Consider the following 16,081-nt stretch of genomic DNA (forward strand, 5'->3'; position numbering starts at 1 on the left):
GGTCGCGCTTAGCTGCGCGGCAGCATGCCTTCGACGTCGGCGGCTGCGTCGTCGAGCGCTTCTTTCGGCGCCGACGACTGGTCGACGATGCGCGAGAGGTTGTCGACGATCGTCTGGGTGACGCGGACGCCGTTGGAGCCCGGGAAGGCATACCACGGAACCATCAGCGGCATCTGCTTCAGGCCGGCCTGGAACAGCGGGTTCTTGGCGTAGAAGTCACCGAGATAATCAGGCGACTTGGCGGCCAGCTCGTTGTTCGGAACGTAGCCGGTGCCGGGTACGACGACCGAGGCACCATAAGGGCCGGCCGCGAACTTGGCGAACTTCCAGGCGGCTGTTTAGCAGCATCCTTGGTCAGGATGACGACGGCGTTGCCGCCGGTCGGCAGGTGGCCCTTGGCGGGGTCGAGCAGCGGCAGCGGAGCGGTGCGCAGGTCGAACTTGTCGCCGACATTCTTGATGGTGTTGCGCAGCGCGCCTGTCGTCTGGAACTCGAAGCCAACCTTGCCGGCCGCGAATGCCTGCTCGCCGGCAGACTTCGTGAACACGGGCAGGCCGCCTTCCTTGACCATGCGCTCGATGACTTCGCCGGCCTTCTGGCCTTCCGGGCCGTTGAAGGTGACCTTGCTTTCGTCTTCGCTGAGCATGGAGCCGCCAGCACCGAACAGCAGCGCTGAGAACATCCAGTCGTCGCCCTGCCAGCGGAAATCGATACCATCGACGCCGTTGCCGAGCGCCTTGATCTTACCGCCGAGCGCGATCACTTCGTCCCAGGTCTTCGGCGGGTTCTCGGGGTCGCCACCGGCGGCCTTAACGAGATCGGCGTTGTAGTACATGATCGGGGTCGAGGTCGCGAAGGCGAGGCCGATCTGCTTGCCCTTGACCTGGGCGAGCTTCAGGATCGTGTCCGAGAAGCCCTGCTCGGCCATGTTGCCGTCTTTCTTGACGAGCGGGCCAAGGTCGACGGCGACATCGCGCTCGTCGATCATGCGTAGGCGGTTGAGGCCGATGAAGGTGAGGTCGGGCATTTCCGACGTGCCGACCTGGCGAAGGATCGTCTGGATACCTTCTTCATAGGTCGCCGACGGGCTGGCGAACTGGATCTTGATATCAGGGTTTTCTTCCATGAACTTCTTCGAGATCGTGTCCATCACGTCCTTGAAGAAGCCCGGCATCGGGTAGTGGACCGTCAGCGTCGTCTCGGCGAAAGCCGGTACGGTTGTCGCCATCGAGATGGCCGCTGCGGCGAGAAGCTGGGTGATACGTTTCATCGCTCGTTCTCCTGGGTTGAGGCGACCGGTCAGCCTTTGAGACCGGTCATGGTGATACCCTCGACGAAGCGCTTCTGCGCGAGCAGGAATGCGGCGACGAGGGGAAGGGTGATGATCATGGTGGCGGCCATCAGCGCGCCGTAGTCGTCACCGGCCTCGGCGGCGCGGAAGTACATCAGGCCGAGAGGCGGCGTGGCGTAATCCTGCTTGGTGATGACGACGAGAGGCCAGTAGAGGTCGTTCCAGTGGGCGACGACCGAAAAGATCGAAAAGGCGGTAACGGCGGGCCAGGCATTCGGCACGATGACGCGTGCGACAATCCCGAGTTCCGACATGCCGTCCAGACGCGCCGCATGGATCAGATCGTCGGGCATGGACCGGAAGAACTGAAGGAACATGAAGATCGCGAAGACCGAGATGGAGAACGGAGCCACCAGCGCGGTGTAGCTGTTGAGCAGCGACAGGCTGTTGAAGCCGACATAGAGCGGCAAGGCGGTCGCATGGATCGGCACCAGCAGGCCGAGCATGACAAGCACCATCATCAGCCGCGCCGCGCGGAACTTCAGCTTCGCCATGGCGTAGGCGCACGGAATGGCAATCAGCACCTGGAAGAAGAAGATCAGCCCGCAGACCAGCACGCCGTTCCACAGCAGCGTCCCCATCGGCACGCGGGTCAGCGCCTTGGTAAAGTTGGCGACGTAGTAGAAATTCGTCGGGATCAGCGACAGAGCGGAAGTAAAGATCTCGCTCTGCGCCTTGCCTGCCGTCGACAGCATGAAGACATAGGGCGCCAAGAACAGCAGCGCTCCGAAAGAAAGGAGTGCCAGGCGGCTGATGCGGCCGAGAGTCCACCGGTTGGCGGTCATCGTATTCGAGCTCATGAGTAGTGCACCCGGCGGTCGAGAACATTGTACTGGAGGAAGGTGAGCACCATCAGGATGGCGAGGAACACCACGGTCATCGCCGAGGCGTAACCGACGCGCAGATAGACGAAGCCTTCTTGGTAGATGCTGAAGAGCAGCACCTCGGATGCGTGGTTTGGCCCACCTTGAGTCAGCGTCTGAACGGTTTCGAAGACCTTCACCGAGTTGATGATGCTGATGGTCGTGACGAACAGCGTCGTCGGTCCGAGCATCGGCCAGGTTACCAGACGGAACCGATCGAAAGCCGAGCGGGCGCCATCGACTTCGGCAGCCGCATAGAGCTCACGTGGAATGGCGGTGAGGCCGGCGAGGAAAAGCACCATGTTGAAGCCGACCGACTGCCAGACACCGATGATCGACAGGCTGTAGAGCACGGTGCTGGAGGCTGCCAGCCAGTTGGGGCCGGGGATGCCGACCAGCGCCAGCAGGCTGTTGATCGGCCCGATGGTCGGGTGGAAGAGATATTGCCACACGGTCGCCATCGCAACGATCAGCGATGCCACCGGCAGGAAGTAGACCGTGCGAAAGAAGCTGCGTGCTGTCGTCTCGCTTTCGATCAGCAGAGCGACGACAAGACCGAGGACGATCGAAACAGGTGCCACGATCGCCGTGTAGCAGGTCGTGTTCCACAGAGCCTTGCGGAAGGCGCGATCGTTGATCAGGTGCGCATAGTTCTCGAAACCGACAAAGCGGAACTTGCCCATGCCGAGCTCGAAATCCGTGAAGCCGAGCAGAACGACGGCGACTACCGGCAGAAGCACGAAAACAAAGATCAGGATGATGGCGGGCAGTGCCAGAAGCCAGGCGGTGCGCGCTTCGTTGCGTTCGCGCGCTGCCGTGGTCTTGCGCGCCGCGGGTGCGTCCATGGCGATGCTAGCCATGAGCCTTCTCCAGCGTTGCGTCGATCGTAATCGGGCTCGCCTTCAGGCGGCTGCCATCCTCGGCGAAGACCATGGCCTTGTCCGCCGACAGCGAGAGAGCAACGGGCATTCCAGCCGAGACGCCGCTGGCCTCTGCCGGCGAGAGCTTGGCGATCATGATTTCGCCGATCGCGTCGAGCTTGCAGTAGAGGATAACCTCGGAACCGAGGAACTCGATGCGCTCGACCTTCGCCGCGAGACCGTCCTCACGACTATCCGCCAGACGGACAAATTCGGGACGGATCGCCAGGCTCACCGGCGTGCGACCCGAAACCGGGGTGTGCAGGCCGAGCCTGACGCCACCGAAGGACACCATGCCGCTTTCGGCGAGCGCCGGTACGACATTGATGCGCGGCTGGCCGACGAAGCGGGCAACCTCGATATGGGCGGGGTCATCGTAAATGACCTGGGGACTTGCCAGCTGAAGCAAGTTGCCGCCGATCATCACAGCCACGCGGTCGGCCATCGACAGGGCCTCGGCCTGGTCGTGGGTGACGTAGACGGTCGGCACGCCGGCGCGCCGATGCAGTTCGACGATCTCGCCACGGGCGTGGACACGCAGGTTGGCATCGAGGTTGGAGAGCGGCTCGTCCATAAGAAAGACGCTCGGATGGCGCACCATGGCGCGCGCCAGGGCCACGCGCTGGCGCTGGCCGCCCGACATCTGGCCGGGCTTTCGGTCGAGCAGGTGGTCGATCTTCAGCGACTTCGCCATTTCGGCGACATCACGCGCGATCGCCGCGCTGATAGCGCGCTGGCCCGGAAGCATGGAGCCGACGAATGGCAGGCGCTGTGCACCGGAGAGGCGGCGCATGGCGAGCGGAACGGCGATATTCTGGCCGGCCGTCAGATGCGGATAGAGCGCGTAGGACTGGAATACCATCGCGATATTGCGATCGGCAGCGGCGATCGCCGACATGTCCTCTCCACCGATGATGATCTGGCCCTGATCGGCATGGTCGAGGCCGGCGAGGATGCGCAGCAGCGTGCTCTTGCCGCAACCCGACGGGCCGACCAGTGCGATGAACTCGCCCGGCTCGACGTCAAGGCTGACGCCCTTGAGGATGGCGTTGCCGGAGAAGGATTTGGTGATGCCGCGAAGGGAAAGCGCGCTCATTCCGCTCGCTCCCGCTGCTTCTTCGGCGCTGCCTGCGGATAGACCTCCTCCACGACGTCGTCGAGGAAGTAGGCGGTCATCCCAGGTACCGCGACCAGTTCGGTGGTGACGTCGTCGCCAAGCTCGTGCACGGCTGCACCCACGAGGCGTTCGCCAGGCATTTCGCGCTCCATCGTGTCGAGGATGAAGGCTGTCGGCGGCGCCCAGACGACGGAGGTCTGGCCGAATTCGCCCTTCCACGTCCAGTGCAGGTGGCCGCTGCCGAAGAGCGCGACGTCGTGGGCGGCGATTAGGTCGTAGAGCTTGCGGCGCTGTGTCGGGCGCACGCTCCAGTAACCGGTGTCACCTTCATTGGCGTCGTCCACGAACAGCGGCTTGTGCGCGAAGATCGCCACACGGCGGTCGCCGCGTTCGGCGAGCGTCTTCTGCAGCCAGTCGAACTGCGCCTGCTCTTCCGCGTCCTCAAAGCCCATCAGCAGGCTGTTGAGCCCGATGATGCGCCACTCGCCGATGTCCTTGACCCAGTAGTCGGGGCCGACGAGATTGCGCCAACGCGCCAGACGCTCCGGATTGGCCGGCTGAGCGGAGCCCGGGAGGTGGCCGACATCGTGGTTGCCGGGAACGATCAGCATGGGGATCGACACCTGGCGCATCAGATCCATGGAGAAGACCAGATCTTCGTCCTTGTCTGCGCCGTCAACGCTGAGATCGCCGGTGTGGACGACGAGGTCAGCGCCGGTTTCCTCGATCCAGCGGACCAAGGGCGCCCAGTTGCCGTTGAAATGCGGCTTGTTGGGGCTCAGATGTGTATCGGTGATATGGATGATCTTCACGGCGCTTCTCCGGTTCCAAGCCGCCGGCCAACTCAGGCCAGCGACGTCTTCCGGCGCCTCTTTAGAGCGATCATGTGTCGTGGGCGTAACACGGCTTTCCAACCGCGTTTCATTTTCGTCATCGAATTGTCACCGCGCATCCGGGCCGCTTGTTAGTGCCTGAGATCAGGGCCAAAACCGCGCAAGGATCATCCATTCGATGCAGTGGATCGCGAGAAGGCGGCAACCGTCATCTAACTGTAAAGGAAACATTCTAACTAGCTCCTGGGCATATTGCACAGCTGTGCAACGGAGTTGAAAGATGAGCCAAGGCGCGTTTCTGGAATTGCGGTCGGTTGCCTGCAGATATGGCAACACGCAGGTTCTGGAGGACATAGACCTCAATATCGAGCGCGGGGAATTCGTCGCCTTGCTGGGGTCTTCCGGCTGCGGAAAGACGACACTGCTGCGCGTTCTGGCCGGCTTCGTGACGCCGTCCTCGGGATCGGTCTCCGTGCGCCATCGCGAGGTGACGCACCTGCCGCCGGACAAGCGCGGCATGGCGCTCGTCTTCCAGTCCTATGCGCTCTGGCCGCATATGACGGTGGCGCAGAACATCGGCTACGGTTTGAAGCTGAAGAAGGTCCAGCGCAGCGAAATCGACAAGCGGGTCTCTGCCATGCAGTCCCTCCTGGGGCTGGATGGGCTGGGCGCACGCAAGCCGGCGGCCTTGTCCGGCGGCCAGCGGCAGCGCGTGGCGCTCGGCCGTGCGCTCGCGGTCGATCCGGAGATCCTGCTGCTTGACGAGCCGCTCTCCAATCTCGACGCCCGCATAAGGCTCAGCGTTCGCCACGAGCTCCGCGCGCTGCAGAAGCGCCTCGGTATCACCGCCGTTCACGTGACGCATGACCGCGAAGAAGCGATGGTGATGGCCGACAGGATCGTGATCCTCAATGCCGGCCGGATCGCCCAGCAGGGCACGCCTGAAGAGGTCTACAACCGGCCGGCCTCAGCCTTCGTCGCGGCCTTCATGGGCGCCGAGAACGTGATCTCGCTGACCGGCGCGCCCGATGGCAACGACTTCGTTATCGCTGCGGGCCCAACGAATGCCGCCGGCCATGTCGCTCTGATGGGGCGAGACCTCGTGCAAGGCACAGTCGAGGCGCGCTTCCGGCCGGAAGCGGCGCAAATCCTCTCCGCCGAGACCGCTGTTGTCGGGTCGGGCGTTACGCTCGATGGCGAGATCGCAGCCGTGAGCTATCCCGGCGGCCATTGGCGCCATGCCGTTCGTGTCGGCGACCGCGAGATCATGGCCGACGCGACGCGTGCATTCGAGCCAGGCGAGCGCGTCCGCGTTCATGTGCCTGCTGACGCCCTGTTTCTCTTCAATTCGCCGAGCACCGAGCCGGCAAACGCCATTTCCCGGGCTTCGCCCGGGAAAGTCCACGCCTGACCTTTTGATGCCTGACTTTCAGAACCTCACATTTTCATAACAAGGAGAAGCCTGATGCAGAGATTGACGTATGCCGCTATCGCCATTGCTCTCGCGACGTTGCCGGTAAAGGCCGAAGAGCTTACGGTTGCCACCGCCGGCGACCAGAACATGGTCGATTACATTAACCAGTATCTCGGGCCGTTGTTCGAGAAGGCCAATCCGGGCGACACGGTTCGCGCCGTCGGCACCGGCCCCGGCGATGCGGGCTCGCAGAAGATCCTCGAGCGTTTCGACGCGCAGGCAGCGGCCGATAGCAAGGTCTGGGACGTCGACGTTGCCGTCGTGCACGAAAAGTTCGCCGGCCCCATGGTCCAGAAGGGTTACCTCGAGAAGTATCGCGGCAACATCGATACCGGCAAGCTCGTGACCCGCGGCAACGCGAAGAACGCGCTCGGCTCTGATGTCGATGGCTTCGTCATGCCGATGTTCAACAGCCAGACGGCGATCGCCTATAACCCGGCGCTGGTTCCGAACCCGCCGAAGAGCTACGCGGAACTCGCCGAATGGGCAAAGGCCCACCCGAAGCAGTTCGGCTATAACGGCATCAAGGGCGGCGCTTCGGGCGTGTCCTTTGTCATGGGCTGGGTCTATGCCTTCGGCGGCGGCGATGCCAACAACCTGATGACGGGTCCGTTCAAGCAGGAAGAAACCACGAAGTGGGACGGGGCCTTCAAGAGCCTGGCCGACTTCACCAAGAACGCCACGCTGACGCCTGGTAATGCCGGCACGCTCGACCTTCTCAGCCGTGGCGAAATCGCCATGGGCCCTGTCTGGGTCGACATGTTCTACAGCTGGCAGGCCAATGGCCAGCTGCCGCCGGAAATGAAGCTGGTGCTGCCGGCACCGGGTATGCCCGGCCAGCCGATGCATTATGTCGTTCCCGAAAAGTCTGGTCACAAGGCGCTTGCCGAAAAGTTCATCGCGCTCGCCACCAGCCCGGAAGTTCAGGCCGAAGGCATCGTCAAGCGCTTCAACTGGTATCCGGGTATCGACGCCAACTTCGTCAAGCCGAAGCTCGACGACGCAACCTGGAACAAGCTCTTCGTCGACATCACGCCGGACGATCTCGCCAACAACGGCAAGCCTTTCCCGATCGCGCCTTACAATACCGCGATCCTCGAAGCCTACGAAAAGTCCGTAAAGTAAGCATGCGAACCGCCTTCTCTCCCGGGGGAAGGTGGTTCGATGGACTGGATGAGAGGTGGCACGCGGTGTCGCCGTCCTTTCGGCGGCGCCGGTCTTTGTCACCGCCTCCTCTCATCCGCCTCGCTCGCGTCTCAAGGTCGTAACATGTCGAAACGCCTACTTGGTCTCCTGCTTGTCCTGCCCGCGCTGGCGGTCATTGCAGCCCTGTTCATTCTTCCGCTGATCATGTCGGCGGTGGGCGCCTTCAGGGTGGAAGGCGGAGCGCTCGGCTTCGACAATTTCGTCAAGACCTTCGATCTCTATACCAGCGATATCATCTTCACCGTTGTCATCGTCGGTCTCTCGACCGTGCTGATCGGCCTCGGCTCGATCGCGATCGGCGGCTATCTGACGCTCGGCGAACATCCGCGTGCCGTTGCGATCCTGCGCTGGCTCTATCGCTGGCCGATGTTCATTCCGTTCATCGTCGTCGGCCAGATCCTGCGCACCTTCCTCTCGAAGAACGGAATGATGAACAACACCGCCGTCAGCCTTGGCCTGATGACGCCGCTCGATGCCGTGAGTTTCCTCGACTGGCGCGGCATCGTCATCGCCTTCGTCTGGAAGCAGACGCCGTTCGTGGCATTGCTCGTCGCCGGTGCGATGGCGTCCATCAATCGCGACACCATCGAGGCCGCCCGCAATCTCGGCGCGTCGAAATTACGGCTGCTGTTCGAGATCATCGTGCCGCAGGTCGCCGTCACGCTCACTGTCGGCCTGATCCTTTCCTTCGTCACCATGATGTCGGTGCTTTCGGTTCCTTTGATGATCAACGCGCAATCGCCGACCATGCTTACCGCCGATATCGCTTTCCGCGTCAACGCCTATGGCGACTACGGCGTCGCGAATGCGCTCGGGTTGGTCTCGCTGGTGCTGGCGTCATCCGTGGCCTGGATTTATCTCCGCCAAAGCCTGAAGGAGCGCGCGTGATGACGACGGGTTCTCGATCGCGAGCCTCTCTCGCCGCACTGTGGTGGGTGCCACGCGGCATCGTCTTCGGACTGATGGCCTTCTTCATCTTTGGCCCGCTCGCCAATCTGGTCTTATGGACGGTCGCGGAGAAATGGTATTTTCCGCACAGCCTACCGCTGGAATACGGCTTCACCTCCTGGGTGAAGGTCTTCGCGCCGCGGGGCGGAGCGCTGGATTCGCTGCGCAACTCGCTCGTCGTCGCGGTCCTGACTGTCATCGTCTCGCTGCTGCTCGCCATTCCGGCGGGGTATGCGCTGGCCCGGCTGAAGCTGCCGCTGCGCAGCGCAATCCTGCTCGCCTTCCTCATCCCGCAGGCCTTCCCGAACCTCACGGTCTACGTGAATGTCGCGCGCATCTTCTACGAGATCGGCCTCAATGGCACGATCCCAGGCGTCGTCCTCGTGCATGTCTCGCATGGCCTCGTCTACGCGGTGTGGATCGCCACCGCGGCCTTTTCGGCGATTGATGCTGAACTGGAACAGGCAGCGCGCGTGACCGGGGCAGGGGCCTTGCGCACCTTCTTCGATATCACGCTGCCGCTCGCCGCTCCCGGCCTGATGGCAAGCGCGATCTTCGTCTTCCTGGAAAGCCTCGATGAGTTCACCGGCAGCTACTTCGTCGGCGCACCCGATGTGAACATGCTGCCGCTGCTGCTCTACACGACGGCGTCGGGCGGCAACTATCAGATCGCCTCGATCACGGCGCTGCTGCTGCTGATCCCATCGCTTGTCTTCATGCTGATCGTTGAGCGGTTCCTGAAGGCGGACGTGCTGTCGCGCGTCGGACACTGAGGCTGCATTTTGGCGGCGATGGTCACGAGGTCGCCGGCGCGACCTTGTAGACGTCGTCTCCGACGAAGACGATGACATAGCCGCCACGCCCGGCTGCGTCCGTCGCCCATGCGGTTAGCTGGGTGGCGTATGACTCCTGGCGCCACGCTTGCGGGTGCTCGGGATCGACAAGCACCGTGAGCTGATCGCCCTGGCCATAGACCATCATCTTCGCGACTGTCGGGTCCCATTCCGGACCGAGCTTAGGGTCTGTCATCCACGCGCAGAGAAAATCCCGGCAGAGATCCGGGCGATCGTCGTAGATGCGGCAGCCTTGGTCCATGACGCAGTTCACGCACGGCTCATTCGCAGGCTTCGAGAGCTGATCGATCTCCGGCAGCCGACAGCACAAAGTGCAGGTGCCGCAGGAGCGGGGTTCCGTACCAGATGTTATGACTTCGATCATCGCAGGCAACGAGTCCTCACATGTCCGCAAATCACGTCCCACTCCCTTCAGGAGTATCGCGCCTCGTCGCGATCGTGACCTGGGCGCCATAGGCCTCCCGCATCTCGCTTTCCTCGCCCGGCCGGCGATCGGCGGCGTGGTGGAGCAGCGTCGATGCGTATCCCGCAGCATGGGTCCCCTCGATCAGCGTCACGTCGGCATTGCCGGGATTATAGGATCGCTCGAACCAGTCGACCGGTTGCTGCAGGAAGTTCATTTCGAATGCCCGGTTCGTGACGCCGTGGCCGACGATGATGACGGCGTCGTCGCCATCGCGGGCGTCGTGCAGTGCCGTCTGGATAAAAAGGCGCATCCTCTGGGCGACATCGGCACGGCTCTCGCCATCCGGCGGCCGCGCGTAGAACTTTCCGCTGTTGTTGCGCAGCCGCGCCCATTTCTCGAACTCGTCGGGAAATTTTTGCCTCTGCTCCGCGTGGTCATAGATCTCGGTGAAGAGGCCGAAATCCTGCTCGCGCAACAGATAGTCTTCCCGGACCTTGCCTATGAGGTCAGGCGGCAGAACCTCGAGCAGCGCGTCCTTGGTCTGGCGCGTTCTCAAGAATGGCGAATACCAGATCTGCAGCTGTCTAACGTCGGCCAAGGTTCCGAGGTGGGAAGCTATCACCTCGGCGGCACCGATGGCCTGCCGGTGTCCCCATCTGGTCAGCGGGACATTGTGATCGCCGAACTGGCCGTAAGCCCGCTCATCAAGATTGCCGAGGGATTCGCCGTGGCGAAGGAGAAAGATGCGCATCATGCGGCCCGGATTGTCCGAAATGGAATGGCGGTATCATGACGGGTACGGCCCCCCAGGGCAACGCCGGGGTGCCGGGGCCCGACCCGTTATCGACGCCGGCGCAACTCGCTGCGCAGTACGAAAACCAAGAGGCCGGCCACCATGGCTGCCAGCGCGAACCAGGTCAGCGCATATTGGAGATGGTTGTTGGGGAAGCTGACCTGCGTCAGCCCGCCGACGGGAAAACCACCCGGATTGGCCGTAGCATCGGCATCGATGAAGTAAGGGGCGATATCAGTCACACCACGCTTGGCGGCCATCGCGTCCACGTCACGCGAATACCAGCGGTCGTTTGCCGGGTCGTTCGACTTGATGAAGGTACCGCCCGGCTCGTTGAGGCGGAGCAAGCCGGTAATCTTGACGGGGACGGAGACCTGGCCGTCGAGGCGCGTATTCACATCGCGCTTGTCCGTCGGCACGAAGCCGCGGTTGATCATCACGGATGTGCCGTCGGCGAGCGTCAGGGGCGTGATCACCCAATAGCCGGCGCCAAGCGTCGTCGCCGCATAGACGAGGCTCTCCTTGTCGTTCTGCAAGGTACCTTCAGCCGTTACGCGGCGGTATTCGTCATTGTCTTTTGTGATGTTTCCCCAGTCAGCGCGGGTGGGGGCGGCCACCGCTTCGGCATGGATGCGCTGATCGACACGTGCGATCAGATCCAGTTTCCAGGCGCGGCGTTCGACCTGCCAGACACCGAGCGCGAAAACCGCGCAAATGACGACGACGAGGAAGCCGCAGAAGATCGTGAGTGCGATCGCCGAACGACGTTTTGGAGCTTGTTCTGCAGGGGAGTTTGTCAAGGTCTTAAACCGTAACGGGCGGCGTTGCCGCCGCCCGTCCATTGTGCCCGTCAGGGCATGTTTTTCATCATTTCCGGGTTCATCGGCATCATGTTCGTATTGAGATGATGCATGACCCAGAGCGAGCCGGAGAGTGCGATGACCACGAGCAGGATCGTGAAGATCAGCGCCAGCAGCGTCCAGCCACCCTCGGAGCGAGAGTTCATGTGCAGGAAGAAGATCATGTGAACGACGATCTGGATCACGCCGAAAATCATGATCAAGGCAGCGGTGACAGCCTTGCTGTCGAAGACGCCGGCCATGACGAGCCAGAACGGAATGGCCGTCAGGATGACCGATAGGACGAAGCCGATCATGTAGCTCTTGAAGCTGCCGTGCGCTGCTTCATGCCCATGGCTGTGCCCATGATGGGCTTCGTGAGCATCCTCGTGTGCGGGTGCGTGCGAACTCATCCGAGTACTCCCATAAGATAAACAATCGAGAAGACGCCGATCCAGACCACGTCGAGGAAGTGCCAGAACATAGAAAGGCACATCAGGCGACGCTTGTTCTCGGGGATCAGGCCATGCATCGAAACCTGCACCATCAACGTCACCAGCCAGATGATGCCGAAGGTGACGTGCAGACCGTGGGTACCGACCAGCGTGAAGAAGGCCGACAGGAACGCCGAACGCTGCGGGCCCGCACCTTCGTGGATCAGGTGGATGAACTCGTAGAGTTCGAGCGCGATGAACACGGCGCCGAACACGCCGGTGACGGCGAGCCAGAACAGTGTTTCAGCCTTCTTCGCCCGCTCCATCTGCAGCATGGCGAAGCCATAGGTGATGGAGGAGAGGAGAAGCATGGAGGTGTTGATCGCCACCAGCGGCAGATCGAAAAGATCTGCCGGCGACGGGCCGGCCGCATAATTGCGGCCGAGAACGGCGTACGTGGCGAACAGGATCGCGAAGATCAGGCAGTCGCTCATCAGGTAGAGCCAGAAGCCCAGCATGGTGCTGTTTTCCGGATGATGCTCTTCCGTCAGGTAGAATTCGGGCTTCTCAGCCGTATCGATTGCAGAGTTGCTCATGATGTTACACCTGCTCGGCAAGCAGCTTGGTGCGCTTGTCTTCCGTTTCCACGACTTCCTCTACGGGGATGTAGAAGTCACGCTTGTAGTTGAACGTATGACCGATGGTGATCACGAGCATGGCGACGGCCGAGAGCACGACCAGCCACCACATGTACCAGATCATCGCGAAGCCGAAGACGACGCTCAGAGCACCGAGGATGACACCGGTACCGGTGTTCTTCGGCATGTGGATCGGCTTGAAGCCTTCCGTCGGACGGACGTGGCCGCGGGCCTTCATGTCGTACCAGCTGTCATGATCGTAGACGATCGGCGTCAGCGCGAAGTTGTAGGCCGGAGGCGGCGACGAGGTCGACCACTCGAGCGTACGGGCACCCCACGGGTCGCCGGTCGTGTCACGCAGCTCTTCGCGCTTCAGGAAGCTGACGACGAGCTGGATCAGGAACGAACCGATGCCGAGCGCGATGAGGAAGGCGCCGAAGGCAGCGATGATGAACCAGATCTGCAGCGACGGATCTTCGAACTGCGACATGCGGCGGGTTACGCCCATCAGGCCGAGCACGTAGAGCGGCATGAATGCGAAGTAGAAGCCGACCAGCCAGAACCAGAAGGACATCTTGCCCCAGAACGGATCGAGCTTGAAGCCGAAAGCCTTCGGGAACCAGTAGGTCACGCCGGCCATCAGACCGAACACCACGCCGCCGATGATGACGTTGTGGAAGTGGGCGATGAGGAACAGCGAGTTGTGCAGCACGAAGTCGGCCGGCGGGATAGCCAGCATGACGCCGGTCATGCCGCCGATGACGAAGGTCACCATGAAGCCGATCGTCCACAGCATCGGCACTTCGTAGCGAATACGACCGCGATACATCGTGAACAGCCAGTTGAACATCTTCGCCCCTGTCGGGATGGAAATGATCATCGTGGTGATGCCGAAGAAGGAGTTCACGCTTGCGCCCGAACCCATGGTGAAGAAGTGGTGCAGCCAGACGAGGTACGACAGGATGGTGATGACGACGGTGGCGTAAACCATCGAGGCGTAACCAAACAGGCGCTTGCCGGTGAAGGTAGCGACGACTTCGGAGAAGATACCGAAGGCAGGCAGCACGAGAATGTAAACCTCCGGGTGACCCCAGATCCAGATGAGGTTTACATACATCATCGGGTTGCCACCAAGGTCGTTGGTGAAGAAGTTTGTACCGGCGTAACGGTCGAGCGACAGCAGCGCGAGCGTTGCGGTCAGGATCGGGAAGCTGGCGACGATGAGGATGTTGGTGCAGAGCGAGGTCCAGGTGAAGACAGGCATCTTCATCATGGTCATGCCGGGCGCGCGCATCTTCACGATCGTTGCGATCAGGTTGATACCCGACAACGTCGTTCCGATACCGGCGACCTGCAGGCCCCAGATGTAATAGTCGACACCGACGCCTGGGCTATATTCGACGCCCGAGAGCGGCGGGTAGGCCAGCCAGCCGGTACGAGCGAACTCGCCGACGAAAAGCGACATCATGATCAGGACCGCGCCGGCTGTCGTCATCCAGAACGAGAAGTTGTTCAGGAAGGGGAAGGAGACGTCGCGTGCGCCGATCTGAAGCGGAACCACCAGGTTCATCAGGCCGGTAACGAACGGCATGGCCATGAAGAAGATCATGATGACGCCGTGGGCCGTGAAGACCTGGTCGTAGTGGTGAGGCGGGAAAATGCCGGGATTGCCGTTGAAGGCCATCGCCTGCTGGGTACGCATCATGAGGGCGTCGGCAAAGCCGCGCAGCAGCATGACCAGGGCAAGAATGACATACATGATGCCAATCTTCTTGTGGTCGACGCTGGTGAACCACTCTTTCCAGAGATAGGTCCAGAGTTTGAAGTAGGTGATGAGACCGAGGACCGCGATCCCGCCGACCACGACCGCGCCAAACGTGGCGACGAGAATCGGCTCGTGATAGGGGATTGCCTCGATCGTCAACCGGCCGAAGATCAACTTCAGAAGGTCAGGATTGGAAAACATGGAGTAACCCGTTCATTGGTGTCTTTTAGACGCAAAGCGCCAGGTTGAATTATTTGGTCGCAGCAGGCGCGCTCGCGTCGGACGACGGCATGGTATGGCCGTCGTGCTGCATGGTCGTACCGGACATGGTCATGCCGGGCATGCTTTCCATGTTGTCGGCGCCATGGGCGGGGGCATCGCCTGCGGCAGCTGGCTCGGGAAGGTGGATGCCGTCGATCGGCTCACCGTCGAATTTCAGCTTGTCGCGGTTCTCATGGCTTTCCTTGCCGGCGCCGCCCATCATGTCGATGTGCATCATTTCGCTCATGCACATTTTGCCGGGGGTGGCGCACATGTTCAGGATCGCGTTGTAGAGATCCTTGTCGGCGGTGGCGAAGTAGCGAACCGGCTCGCGCTCGCTCGGACGTTCGAGCTTGAGATAGGCGTCGCGGTTGAGTGCGGTGCCTTGGTTCTTGACCTGAGCCACCCAGCTTTCGAAGCCTTGCTGGTTCATGCCGTGGAACTTGAAGCGCATGTGGGAGAAGCCGGCGCCGCTATAGTTCGCGGAGAAACCGTCGTATACGCCTTCCTTGTTGATGACGGCGTGCAGCTTCGTCTGCATGCCGGGCATCGCGTAGATCTGGCCAGCAAGCGCCGGGATATAGAACGAGTTCATCACAGACGACGCGGTGATCTGGAAGTTGATTGGAACATCGACGGGAGCCGCCAGTTCGTTGACGGTTGCGATGCCCAGTTCCGGATAGAAGAACAGCCATTTCCAGTCGAGAGCGACGACCTGGACGGTCAGGGGCTTTACGTCGGCGGGAATCGTGCGCTCCGCATCGATGCGGTCGAGCGGACGGTAAGGGTCGAGCCTGTGCGTGGTGATCCAGGTGATCGCACCCAGCACGATGATGATCGCGAGCGGAGCGGACCAGATGACCACTTCGAGACGCGTGGAATGATGCCATTCCGGATCATACGTGGCGGAGGTGTTCGACTGGCGGTAGCGCCAAGCGAAAAACAGCGTCAGACAAATCACCGGGATGATGATCAACAGCATCAGCAGGACTGATACGATGATCAGGTCTCGCTGTTGCATGGCGATATCGCCGGAAGGCGACATGACCACCAGGTTACATCCTGCGAGCATGAGGAATAGCGGCAGAATGACGAGATGGCGGGAAAACTTTGACAGCTTTTGCACGTCGTTATTGCTCTTTTTGTTTCGTCCGATCCGCGACTAAAGCACTATAACTTGTAGCAACATGAGGTGTTTGGTCGCAGCGCAGCAGAATTGCCGCAGTGCGGGATACGACGGAGCGCGTGCGATGTCAAAAACTTGAAGCGCCGAAAAGAGGCATTTTTCGCACGCCGCCGCATTCGTGCAACTATATATCCCCCAAAGCCGCTTCGGCCACCGTTCAGGGCCTTATTTTAGCGTTCTCGCGCACAATTCT

The 16,081-nt window shown here is 61.5% G+C and carries 15 protein-coding genes and 1 pseudogene; 4 read left to right on the top strand and 12 right to left on the bottom strand.

The features are described from left to right. Nucleotides 1–8 precede the first annotated feature (8 nt). The 5 genes and pseudogenes from J5286_RS24645 to J5286_RS24665 all read right to left on the bottom strand — a co-directional run bounded on the left by J5286_RS24645 (nt 9) and on the right by J5286_RS24665 (nt 5,063). A pseudogene (locus J5286_RS24645) lies at nt 9–1,270 on the bottom strand (ABC transporter substrate-binding protein). Between the two features lie 29 nt (nt 1,271–1,299). Continuing rightward, nucleotides 1,300–2,136: a carbohydrate ABC transporter permease gene (locus J5286_RS24650; RefSeq protein ID WP_047505309.1), complete on the bottom strand. Its 837-nt coding sequence runs from the start codon at nt 2,134–2,136 to the stop codon at nt 1,300–1,302. Between the two features lie 11 nt (nt 2,137–2,147). Next, nucleotides 2,148–3,074, bottom strand: a complete 927-nt coding sequence (locus J5286_RS24655) for a carbohydrate ABC transporter permease (protein ID WP_047504204.1) — start codon at nt 3,072–3,074, stop codon at nt 2,148–2,150. Further along, complete coding sequence (locus J5286_RS24660) at nt 3,067–4,230, bottom strand: ABC transporter ATP-binding protein (RefSeq protein WP_209192424.1); 1,164 nt, start codon at nt 4,228–4,230, stop codon at nt 3,067–3,069. The genes J5286_RS24655 and J5286_RS24660 overlap by 8 nt, the downstream gene beginning before the upstream one ends. Continuing rightward, complete coding sequence (locus J5286_RS24665; RefSeq protein ID WP_209192426.1) at nt 4,227–5,063, bottom strand: metallophosphoesterase family protein; 837 nt, start codon at nt 5,061–5,063, stop codon at nt 4,227–4,229. The genes J5286_RS24660 and J5286_RS24665 overlap by 4 nt, the downstream gene beginning before the upstream one ends. Nucleotides 5,064–5,364: 301 nt before the next feature. On the opposite strand from J5286_RS24665, the gene J5286_RS24670 reads away from it, so the two are divergent. From J5286_RS24670 to J5286_RS24685, 4 genes are all read left to right on the top strand, one after another. Then, on the top strand, nt 5,365–6,495 hold the full coding sequence (locus J5286_RS24670) for an ABC transporter ATP-binding protein (RefSeq protein ID WP_209192428.1): 1,131 nt from the start codon (nt 5,365–5,367) through the stop codon (nt 6,493–6,495). Nucleotides 6,496–6,549: 54 nt separating this feature from the next. Further along, on the top strand, nt 6,550–7,683 hold the full coding sequence (locus J5286_RS24675) for an ABC transporter substrate-binding protein (RefSeq protein WP_113236824.1): 1,134 nt from the start codon (nt 6,550–6,552) through the stop codon (nt 7,681–7,683). Nucleotides 7,684–7,827: 144 nt separating this feature from the next. Then, nucleotides 7,828–8,652: an ABC transporter permease gene (locus J5286_RS24680; RefSeq protein ID WP_209192430.1), complete on the top strand. Its 825-nt coding sequence runs from the start codon at nt 7,828–7,830 to the stop codon at nt 8,650–8,652. Then, nucleotides 8,652–9,485, top strand: a complete 834-nt coding sequence (locus J5286_RS24685) for an ABC transporter permease (protein ID WP_209192432.1) — start codon at nt 8,652–8,654, stop codon at nt 9,483–9,485. Before J5286_RS24680 ends, J5286_RS24685 begins: the two co-directional genes overlap by 1 nt. A 22-nt stretch (nt 9,486–9,507) precedes the next feature. Here J5286_RS24685 and J5286_RS24690 read toward each other — a convergent pair whose 3' ends face one another. The 7 genes from J5286_RS24690 to cyoA all read right to left on the bottom strand — a co-directional run bounded on the left by J5286_RS24690 (nt 9,508) and on the right by cyoA (nt 15,774). Further along, nucleotides 9,508–9,819: a hypothetical protein gene (locus J5286_RS24690; RefSeq protein WP_348529901.1), complete on the bottom strand. Its 312-nt coding sequence runs from the start codon at nt 9,817–9,819 to the stop codon at nt 9,508–9,510. Nucleotides 9,820–9,961: 142 nt separating this feature from the next. Next, the gene (locus J5286_RS24695) at nt 9,962–10,723 is read right to left on the bottom strand and encodes a histidine phosphatase family protein (RefSeq protein ID WP_209192434.1); all 762 of its coding nucleotides are present in this window, start codon (nt 10,721–10,723) and stop codon (nt 9,962–9,964) included. 89 nt (nt 10,724–10,812) lie between these two features. After that, the gene (locus J5286_RS24700; RefSeq protein WP_209192436.1) at nt 10,813–11,565 is read right to left on the bottom strand and encodes an SURF1 family protein; all 753 of its coding nucleotides are present in this window, start codon (nt 11,563–11,565) and stop codon (nt 10,813–10,815) included. A gap of 50 nt (nt 11,566–11,615) precedes the next feature. Continuing rightward, nucleotides 11,616–12,017 carry a cytochrome o ubiquinol oxidase subunit IV gene (cyoD, locus tag J5286_RS24705; RefSeq protein WP_018896978.1) on the bottom strand — a complete coding sequence of 134 codons (402 nt, stop codon included), beginning with the start codon at nt 12,015–12,017 and terminating at the stop codon, nt 11,616–11,618. Further along, nucleotides 12,014–12,634, bottom strand: coding sequence for a cytochrome o ubiquinol oxidase subunit III (cyoC, locus tag J5286_RS24710; protein ID WP_018896979.1), 621 nt, complete (start codon nt 12,632–12,634; stop codon nt 12,014–12,016). Before cyoC ends, cyoD begins: the two co-directional genes overlap by 4 nt. A gap of 4 nt (nt 12,635–12,638) precedes the next feature. Beyond that, nucleotides 12,639–14,642, bottom strand: a complete 2,004-nt coding sequence (gene cyoB, locus J5286_RS24715) for a cytochrome o ubiquinol oxidase subunit I (protein WP_209192438.1) — start codon at nt 14,640–14,642, stop codon at nt 12,639–12,641. 49 nt (nt 14,643–14,691) lie between these two features. Continuing rightward, the gene (gene cyoA, locus J5286_RS24720) at nt 14,692–15,774 is read right to left on the bottom strand and encodes a ubiquinol oxidase subunit II (RefSeq protein ID WP_245206558.1); all 1,083 of its coding nucleotides are present in this window, start codon (nt 15,772–15,774) and stop codon (nt 14,692–14,694) included. Nucleotides 15,775–16,081 lie beyond the last annotated feature (307 nt).

It is taken from the genome of Rhizobium sp. 16-488-2b, assembly GCF_017741815.1.
Lineage (GTDB): Bacteria > Pseudomonadota > Alphaproteobacteria > Rhizobiales > Rhizobiaceae > Rhizobium.

Excerpts from the sequence above, each read along its gene's own strand:
- J5286_RS24650 (WP_047505309.1), bottom strand. The coding sequence starts at position 2,136 with ATGACCGCCAACCGGTGGACTCTCGGCCGCATCAGCCGCCTGGCACTC.
- J5286_RS24655 (WP_047504204.1), bottom strand. The coding sequence starts at position 3,074 with ATGGCTAGCATCGCCATGGACGCACCCGCGGCGCGCAAGACCACGGCA.
- J5286_RS24660 (WP_209192424.1), bottom strand. The coding sequence starts at position 4,230 with ATGAGCGCGCTTTCCCTTCGCGGCATCACCAAATCCTTCTCCGGCAAC.
- J5286_RS24670 (WP_209192428.1), top strand. The coding sequence starts at position 5,365 with ATGAGCCAAGGCGCGTTTCTGGAATTGCGGTCGGTTGCCTGCAGATAT.
- J5286_RS24675 (WP_113236824.1), top strand. The coding sequence starts at position 6,550 with ATGCAGAGATTGACGTATGCCGCTATCGCCATTGCTCTCGCGACGTTG.
- J5286_RS24680 (WP_209192430.1), top strand. The coding sequence starts at position 7,828 with ATGTCGAAACGCCTACTTGGTCTCCTGCTTGTCCTGCCCGCGCTGGCG.
- J5286_RS24685 (WP_209192432.1), top strand. The coding sequence starts at position 8,652 with ATGACGACGGGTTCTCGATCGCGAGCCTCTCTCGCCGCACTGTGGTGG.
- J5286_RS24695 (WP_209192434.1), bottom strand. The coding sequence starts at position 10,723 with ATGCGCATCTTTCTCCTTCGCCACGGCGAATCCCTCGGCAATCTTGAT.
- cyoD (WP_018896978.1), bottom strand. The coding sequence starts at position 12,017 with ATGAGTTCGCACGCACCCGCACACGAGGATGCTCACGAAGCCCATCAT.
- cyoC (WP_018896979.1), bottom strand. The coding sequence starts at position 12,634 with ATGAGCAACTCTGCAATCGATACGGCTGAGAAGCCCGAATTCTACCTG.
- cyoB (WP_209192438.1), bottom strand. The coding sequence starts at position 14,642 with ATGTTTTCCAATCCTGACCTTCTGAAGTTGATCTTCGGCCGGTTGACG.
- cyoA (WP_245206558.1), bottom strand. The coding sequence starts at position 15,774 with ATGCTCGCAGGATGTAACCTGGTGGTCATGTCGCCTTCCGGCGATATC.